General features: G+C 67.1%; 5 protein-coding genes. 3 read left to right on the top strand and 2 right to left on the bottom strand.

The window, feature by feature from the left end; translation table 11 throughout:
• Nucleotides 1-781, bottom strand: a 781-nt coding sequence (locus C458_RS17595; protein WP_008577773.1) for an MBL fold metallo-hydrolase, incomplete at its 3' end; no start/stop codon positions are given.
• A 248-nt stretch (nucleotides 782-1,029) separates the two neighbouring features.
• Here C458_RS17595 and C458_RS17590 point away from each other — a divergent pair.
• Nucleotides 1,030-1,509, top strand: coding sequence for a hypothetical protein (locus C458_RS17590; protein ID WP_008577771.1), 480 nt, complete (start codon nucleotides 1,030-1,032; stop codon nucleotides 1,507-1,509).
• Nucleotides 1,510-1,547: 38 nt separating this feature from the next.
• On the opposite strand, the gene C458_RS17585 is transcribed toward C458_RS17590, so the two are convergent.
• Nucleotides 1,548-2,045, bottom strand: a complete 498-nt coding sequence (locus tag C458_RS17585) for an HTH domain-containing protein (protein WP_008577770.1) — start codon at nucleotides 2,043-2,045, stop codon at nucleotides 1,548-1,550.
• 163 nt (nucleotides 2,046-2,208) lie between these two features.
• Between C458_RS17585 and proS the strand changes: the two genes are divergently transcribed.
• Nucleotides 2,209-3,675, top strand: coding sequence for a proline--tRNA ligase (gene proS / locus C458_RS17580; protein WP_008577768.1), 1,467 nt, complete (start codon nucleotides 2,209-2,211; stop codon nucleotides 3,673-3,675).
• Between the two features lie 157 nt (nucleotides 3,676-3,832).
• Entirely contained in the window at nucleotides 3,833-8,368 is a 4,536-nt protein-coding gene (gene gltB, locus C458_RS17575) for a glutamate synthase large subunit (RefSeq protein WP_008577767.1), read from the top strand.
• The last annotated feature ends 88 nt before the right edge of the window (nucleotides 8,369-8,456 follow it).

Genomic DNA, 8,456 nt, shown 5'->3' with positions numbered 1-8,456 from the left:
CGTAGCCGTACTTGAACAGAAGCGGGATGAGCGCCGAGTGGTCGAGGTGAGCGTGGGTGAGGACGACCGCGTCGAGCGAGTTCGCGCCCGACCCGAGCGCCTCGGGGACCTGCAGATACGGCACGTCGTCGGAGCCGGGTTTGTCGCCGCAGTCGACGAGGATGCGCGTCTCGGGCGTCGAGACGATGAAGGACGCGCGGCCGACCTCGCGGCAGCAGCCGAGGGTCGTGATGCGGACCCACTCGTCGTCCGAGAGCTGCTCGCGGTGAATCTGCCGACCGGTCCGTTCGAGGATGCGGCGGCGGTCCTCGCGTTCCTGCTTCAGGAAGTTGCGGACGTTCGAAACCGTCGAGGACTCGATGGGCGGGGTGCGGACGACTTCGGGCGTCCAGCCGACTTTCTGCGTGATTTCGCGGAGCGTCGAGCCGTGGCGACCGATGACCATGCCCGGTTTCTCGGCCTCGATGACGACTTCGCCGGTGTCGACGTGGAAGTCGAGGTCGGTGACGCCGGCCTCCTCGGGGATGACGCTCAGAATTTTGGGTTCGGCCTCGCGGGGGTCGGACAGCACGTCCGGGTCCGGGCGAACCGTGATTCGCTTTCGGAGCTTACTCGCGAGTTTCCGGATGAGGTCGCCGTTCTGAGCGAACTTCTTCGGGTCGCGCGTGTAGACGACGAGTTCGGGACCCTCGTACTTGACGTCGGAAACCGAGATGTCGCGGGGGAGTTCGTTCGTAATCTCTGCCTTCAGATTCTCGAGTTGTTTATCTACGGAGCTCATAGTTACGAGCGACCCGTCCGGTCCTGCGCCGGCAGGTCTCGGGAACCCCTACCTCAGGAGCGTCGACGCGAGCCGGTCCATGTGTACGAGTGCCAGTCTCGGCCGACTGCGGAGAGAGCATAGTGAACTGAATACGGTTGTATCTCGACTGCGGGAAGAGGCAGGGAAAACCCGCTTACCCGACAGTACCATGTCGCCAGTATAAAACCCTTCGCAAAGCCGAAGCGTCTCGGGGCCGACCGACGACCATGGAACTCACACCGGCGGCCGTCTCGGCGGAACACGACTGGGTTCGAGCGCGCGCGGACGTGGTCGTCCCGCTCATCAACGAGACGCGACGGCGACTCGGCGAGCAGTTCGACACGCGCGTCGGCGCGGTCGACGAGGCGGCCTACCGCGAGGCGGTCGATACGGTGTTCGCCGACGGCGAGGTCGGCGTCAACGTCGCGGCCTACGTCCGCATCCTCAAGCGGCTGGACGTACAGGACGACTACCCGGGGTTCGTCGTCGACGAGGTGCTCGGCCGCGAACTCGCGGCGACCATCGCCGGCGGCGAGCCGCTCCGACTGCTCGCGCAGGCGACGTTCCACTTCGCGGACGTGGCCGTCCACACCGACGGTCCCGCCGGCCGCGACGACCTCGACGCCGCGCTCGCCGCGGGCTTTCAGACGCGCCTGCCGGGCTGGTCGTGGCGCGAGGGAGACTCGCCGTTCGACAGTCGGCGCTGACGGTCGAAGATATCACGGAAAAACGAGGGACGGGGCGCTTACCACTCGATTCTGACGGGCTCCGACGAGGTCTCGGACTCGCGTTCGCCCGCAGTGTCGAGTTCGCGGAGGCGCTCGCGGAACGCGCCCACGCACTCCCCGCACGCGGTCACGTAGGTGAGCACGCCGTCTTCGTACTCCGCCATGACCGCCCGCGGGGTCCGCCGGGTCAGCCGCTCCGGACCCATCCGTCCGACGCCGCGCACTCCGGGGTCGCCCAATCCCGTCAGTCGGTCGCCGCGCGTCGCCGCCCACCGCGCGTACGACGCGAGTCGGTCGCGGACGCGTCGCTCGCGCGGACTCAGGCTCCCTGAGAGGTCCACGAACCGGTCCCACGTCTCGACCGTGTACTCCGAGACGAGGCCGCGTTCGACGATATCGTCCAGTCGCTCGATGACCGGTGTGAACTCCGCGCGCCGCCCGCTCGGAACCCACAGTTCGATTCGGACCGTCCCCTCCCGAGGAGTCGGCCGTTCGCCGCGCACAATTGTGTCCATTGTTAGCACGCCAACCACCACGTACTGGTAGGGTAGCCGGCGATATGTATCTATGCGTCCGCCGGAACCGCCGAACGTCGTCCGCGAGAGATGGTCCGCGCGGCGGAGCGGCGCGCCGGCACCTTCGGGGCGTTTAAGGGTTCGCTGCGGCTACCGATGGGCAATGAGCGACGAGCAGGAACTCGGTATCACCGAGTCGAAGCAGTACAACACCGGCGAGTGGTACGCCGAGGTCGTCCAGAAGGCGGGCCTCGCGAACTACGGCCCGGAGGGCATGAGCGGCTTCATCGTGACTCGCCCGCGCGGCTACGCGCTGTGGGAGTCCATCCAGAACTACCTCGACGGCGAGTTCAAGAAGACGGGCGTCCAGAACGCGTACTTCCCGCTGTTTATCCCCGAGAGCTACCTCGAACGCGAGAAGGACATCGTCGAGGGGTTCGACCCCGAGGTGGCGTGGGTCACCCACGGCGGCCATGAGGAACTCGAAGAGCGCCTCGCCGTCCGCCCGACCTCCGAGTCCATCATCGCGCCCTACATGGCCCAGTGGGTCCGTAGCCACCGCGACCTCCCGCTCCGCGTGAACCAGTGGGCCTCCGTCGTGCGCTGGGAGGCGACCGAGACGAAGCCGTTCTTCCGCACCAAGGAGTTCCTCTGGCAGGAGGGCCACACGGCCCACGAGACCCGCGACGGCGCGTGGGACGAGACGATGACCCGCCTGTCGCAGTACCAGTCGCTCTACGAGGACGTGCTCGCCATCCCCGTGCTCCGCGGCGCGAAGCCGGAACACGACAAGTTCCCCGGCGCGGACACGACGACGACCGTCGAGGCGCTCATGCCCGACGGCAAGTCCGTGCAGGCCGGCACCTCCCACTACCTCGGCACCTCCTTCGCAGAGGCGTTCGACCTCACCTACACGACCGAAGACGAGGACGAAGAGCCCGCCCACACGACCTCGTGGGGGCTGTCGTGGCGCTCGCTCGGCGCGCTCATCATGACGCACTCGGACGACCAGGGGCTCGTCCTGCCCCCGACCATCGCGCCCGAACAGGTCGTCATCGTCCCCATCTGGCAGGCCGACACGCAGGAGAAGGTCCTCGAGTACGCCGAGAACATCGCCGAGGACCTCGAAGACGCCGGCGTCCGCGTCGAACTCGACGCCCGCGACGAGCGCAACCCCGGCTTCAAGTTCAACGAGTGGGAACTCAAGGGTGTCCCCGTCCGCTTCGAAATCGGCCCGAACGAGGTCGACGACGATGTCGTCACGGCCGTCCACCGCCCCGACGGCGAGTCGGTCGAACTCGACCGCGAGAACATCGCCGAAGCCGTCCAAGCGCAGTTCGACGAGGTGTACGCGAAGCTCTACGCCGCCGCGGAGGAGAACCTCGAAGAAAACGTCCGCGAGGCGTCCGAGCGCAACGAGATGCTCGGCACCATCGGCCAGCACGGCGGCTACGTGAAAGCGCCGTGGTGCGGTGACGAGGCCTGCGAGGACGAGATTAAGGAGCAAATCGCCGCCGAAATCGTCATGGTGCCCCTGAACGACGAGGATGCGGAGATTCACGACGGCGAGGACTGCGCGGTCTGCGGCGACGACGCCGAGGAGACGGCGTACTTCGCGAAGTCCTACTGAACCGGCCGCCCAGTTTTACACGATTATTCATATTTTTCGTCGTCCGTCGAATCATCATTAGTCTCCATACTATGTATGGATACATCCTTATATGACATTGTAACACCCTTATGGTTTCAGGAAAAGTTGCTTATGCGGGTAGCCGTACTATTGGCGTATGACCAAGCCACACATAGACGCACCCTTCGCTCAGGACGGGTTAGCCGACCCGACCGACGAGCGGTCGAACTGCGGCGTTGGGGCCGTCGTAGACCTCGAAAACGGCGCCTCGCACCGAGTCGTCGCAGACGGCCTCGAACTCCTGGAGAACCTCGAGCACCGCGGCACCACGGGCGCTGAGGAAAACACCGGGGACGGGGCGGGTATCCTGCTGCAACGGCCCGACGAGTTCTTCGAAGCCGTCCTCGAATCCGAGCTTCCGGACCTCTACGCGGCAGGTTCGGTGTTCATGCCGACCGACGACGAGGTTCGCGAGCGCGTTTCGGCGGTTGTCGAGGACTCGCTGGCCGACCACGGGCTCTCCGTGTTCGACTGGCGCGACGTGCCGACCGACAACGCAGAACTCGGCGCGACCGCGCTCGAATCGGAGCCCGATGTCTGGCAACTGTTCGTCGAGCCGGCCGACGGGATGACCGCGGACGAGTTCGACCGGGCGCTGTACCTCGCCCGCCGAGCCGCAGAGAAGGCGGTCGACGACCTCGCTATCGAGGGCGCGGGACGGTTCTACGTCTGCTCGCTCGACCGCAAGACCATCGTCTACAAGGGACTGCTCACGGCCGAACAGCTCCCGAACTACTACCCCGACCTCGGCGACGAGCGGATGGTGACCGAACTCGCGCTCGTTCACGCGCGATTCTCCACCAACACGCTCGGCGCGTGGCATCTCGCCCACCCGTACCGCCAGGTCATCCACAACGGCGAGATAAACACCATCCGCGGCAACGTCAACTGGATGCGCGCCCGCGAGACGGACCTCCAGCACGAGGCCTTCGGCGACGACATCGAGACGCTCATGCCCATCACGAAGGCCGACCAGTCCGACACCGCGAGCGTGGACAACGTGGTCGAACTGCTCCTCAAGAGCGGCCGCGAACTCCCGCACGTCCTGCGGATGCTCATCCCCGAGGCGTACCGCAACGACGACGCGATGGACCAGGCGCGCCGCGACTGGTACGACTTCCACGCCTCGCTGGTCGAGCCGTGGGACGGCCCCGCGCTCGTCGCGGCGACCGACGGCGACCGCATCGCCGCCGTCCTCGACCGCAACGGCCTCCGTCCGTGTCGCTACGAGGTGACGACCGACGGCCGCCTCATCGTCGCCAGCGAGGTCGGCGCGCTCGACACCGACCCCGCGGAACTCGAATCCCGCGGTCGCCTCCAGCCCGGCGAGATTTTCATGGCCGACCCCGACGAGGGGCGCGTCATCCCCGACGCCGAAGTGTTCGACTCCCTCACCGACGAGAAGTACGGCGAGTGGGTCGACCAACAGCAGCGCCATCTCGACGACATCGCCGGCGACACCGACTCAACCTCGCGCGGACAGGTCGAGTCGCTCCGCGCGACGCAGGCGGCGTTCGGCTACACGCACGACCAGCTCAACCACATGATAGAGCCGATGGCCCGCGACGGCAAGGACCCCGTCGGCTCGATGGGCGACGACACGCCGCTTTCGGTGCTGTCGGACCTCAACCGCCCGCTGTTTACCTACTTCAAGCAGCTGTTCGCGCAGGTGTCGAACCCGCCTATCGACTACATCCGCGAGAAGCTCGTGACGAGCCTGGAGTCGCGGCTCGGCTGCCAGCGTAACCTCCTCGACGAGTCACCCGAGCACGCGCGTCAGCTCGTCCTCGACTCGCCGGTCCTCACGGACGCCGAGACGGCGGCCATCAAGGACCTCGACGACGACATGCGGAGCGAAGTCGTCGACATCACCTACGAGAAAGGCGGCGACATCCGCGAGGCCATCGAGGCCGTCCGCGACGAGGCCAAGGCGGTCATCGAAGACGGCGCGGACATCGTCGTCCTCTCCGACCGCGCGGTCGGCCCCGACCGCGTCGCCATCCCGAGTCTGCTCGCGACGGGCGCGGTCCACCACAGCCTCGTCCGCAACGGCCTCCGGAACCACGCCGGCCTCGTCGTCGAGTCCGGCGACCCCCGCGAGGTCCACCACCTCGCCACGCTCGTCGGCTACGGCGCGGGCGCGGTGAACCCCTACCTCGCCTACCAGACCATCGAGGACGTCGTCGCCGGCCCCGACGGGGCCGACGAGGGCGAGGCCATCGACGCGTACGTCCACGCGCTCGAAGACGGCCTGCTCAAGACGATGGCCAAGATGGGCATCTCGACGGTCGAGAGCTACCGCGGCGCGCAGATCTTCGAAGCCGTCGGCCTCGAATCCGACTTCGTCGCCGAGTACTTCGAGGGCACCGAAATCCGCACCGAGGGTATCGGCCTCGACGTTATCGAAGAGGACCTGCTGACCCGTCACGCCGCCGCGTTCGGCGCGGACCCGAAGCTCGAACGGCAGGGCGAGTACGAGAACCGCTCGGCCGGCATCCACCACGGCTGGAACCCCCAGACCGTCGGCACGCTCCAGCAGTCCGTCCGCGCCGGCGACTACGAGAAGTACAAGGAGTTCGCGGAGCTGGTCAACGACCAGTCGAAGCAGCTGAAGGCGCTCCGCGGCCTCCTCGAATTCGACTCCGACCGCGAGCCGGTGGACATCGACGAGGTCGAACCCGTCGAGGACATCGTCAAGCGCTTTTCGACGGCCGCGATGTCGCTCGGCAGCCTCTCGCCGGAGGCCCACGAGAACAACTCCATCGCGATGAACCGCATCGGCGGCAAGTCCAACTCCGGCGAGGGCGGCGAACCGCCGGAGCGCTTCGGCACCGAAAAGGAGTGTAACGTCAAGCAGGTCGCCTCCGGTCGCTTCGGCGTCACCTCGGAGTACCTCTCGTCGGCCGACGAGATTCAGATTAAGATGGCGCAGGGCTCGAAGCCCGGCGAGGGCGGCCACCTCCCCGGCAAGAAGGTAAACGAGATGATTGCGCACGTCCGGTATGCGACGCCGGGTGTCGGCCTCATCTCGCCGCCGCCGCTGCACGACATCTACTCCATCGAGGACCTCAAGCAGCTCATCTTCGACCTGAAGTCGGCCAACCCCGACGCCGACATCAACGTCAAGCTCGTCTCCGAGGCCGGCATCGGCACCATCGCCGCCGGCGTCTCGAAGGCGAAAGCCGACGTGGTCCACATCTCCGGCTACGACGGCGGCACCGGCGCGTCACCCAAGACGTCCATCAAGAACGCGGGACTCCCGTGGGAACTCGGCCTCGCCGAGGCCAACCAGATGCTCCGCGCGACGGGGCTTCGCTCCCGCATCCGCGTCTCCGTCGACGGCGGCATGAAGACCGGCCGCGACGTAGCTGTCGCCGCCCTCCTCGGTGGCGAGGAGTACGTCTTCGGAACCGCGTCGCTCGTCACCTCGGGCTGCGTGATGGCCCGCCAGTGCCACGAGAACACCTGCCCGGTCGGCGTTGCCACGCAGGACGAGAACCTGCGCCGCCGCTTCCCCGGCGAGCCCGACCACGTCATCAACTACATGACGTTCATCGCACAGGAGCTCCGCGAAATCATGGCCGACCTCGGCTTCACCTCGCTCGACGAGATGATCGGTCGTCCCTCGCTGCTCCGGCAGGTCGAGACGGACCACGAGAAGGCGAAGCACCTCGACCTCTCGTCGGTGCTGGCCGAGCCCGAGACGGGCGCGCGCCGCAAGACCGAAGACCAGGTCCACGCGGACATCGAGACCCACGTCGACCACAAACTCATCGACGAGGCCGCAGACGCCATCGAGAACCGCGAGCCGGTCGTCATCCGCCGCGACCTCTCGAACGTCGACCGCGCGGTCGGCGCGATGCTCTCGAACCGCATCTCGAACGTCCACGGCGGCGAGGGACTCCCGGACGACACCATCCGCTGCGAGTTCGACGGCATCGCCGGTCAGACGTTCGGCGGCTTCCTCGCCCGCGGCGTCACGATGCGGCTCACCGGGGCCGCCAACGACTACGTCGGCAAGGGCCTCTCCGGCGGCCGCGTCATCGTCGACACGCCCGCCGAGGCCAACTACGAGGCCGCCGAAAACATCCTCATCGGCAACGTCGCCCTCTACGGCGCGACGCAGGGCGAGTGCTACGTCAACGGCCTCGCCGGCGAGCGCTTCGGCGTCCGAAACTCCGGCGTGAAGGCGGTCGTCGAGGGCGTCGGCGACCACGGCTGTGAGTACATGACCGGCGGCGTCGTCGCCGTCCTCGGGGAGACGGGGCGCAACTTCGCCGCGGGGATGTCCGGCGGCGTAGCCTACGTCTACGACCCCGACGACGAGTTCGCCGCGAAGGCGAACACCGAGATGGTGACGCTCGAAGACCACCTCGACGACAAGGACGAGGCGATGCTCACCCGACTCGTCGAGAACCACCGCACGTACACCGACTCCGACCGCGCGGCCGAGCTGCTCGACGACTGGCAGTCCGTGCTCGGTGACTTCGTGAAGGTGATGCCCGACGCCTACGCCGAGGTCATCGCCGAAGACGGCCGCGAGGACGTCCGCAACGAACTCCCCGCCAAGGCTGGCGCAATCGTCGACGCCGGAGCCGACAGAGTCGGCGCGGCGACGACGAGCGACGACTGAGACGGAGACGGACCCCGCCCGTCTCGAACCGCCGCTAACGGCGAGCGGTTCCCGGCACCCGCAACCGATTCTCTCACGTTTTTCACCA

The organism is Haloferax sp. ATCC BAA-644 (genome assembly GCF_000336975.1).
Classification (GTDB): domain Archaea; phylum Halobacteriota; class Halobacteria; order Halobacteriales; family Haloferacaceae; genus Haloferax; species Haloferax volcanii.
This window is presented reverse-complemented; position numbering and strand designations above follow the sequence as displayed.

Excerpts from the sequence above, each read along its gene's own strand:
- C458_RS17590 (WP_008577771.1), top strand. The coding sequence starts at position 1,030 with ATGGAACTCACACCGGCGGCCGTCTCGGCGGAACACGACTGGGTTCGA.
- gltB (WP_008577767.1), top strand. The coding sequence starts at position 3,833 with ATGACCAAGCCACACATAGACGCACCCTTCGCTCAGGACGGGTTAGCC.
- proS (WP_008577768.1), top strand. The coding sequence starts at position 2,209 with ATGAGCGACGAGCAGGAACTCGGTATCACCGAGTCGAAGCAGTACAAC.
- C458_RS17585 (WP_008577770.1), bottom strand. The coding sequence starts at position 2,045 with ATGGACACAATTGTGCGCGGCGAACGGCCGACTCCTCGGGAGGGGACG.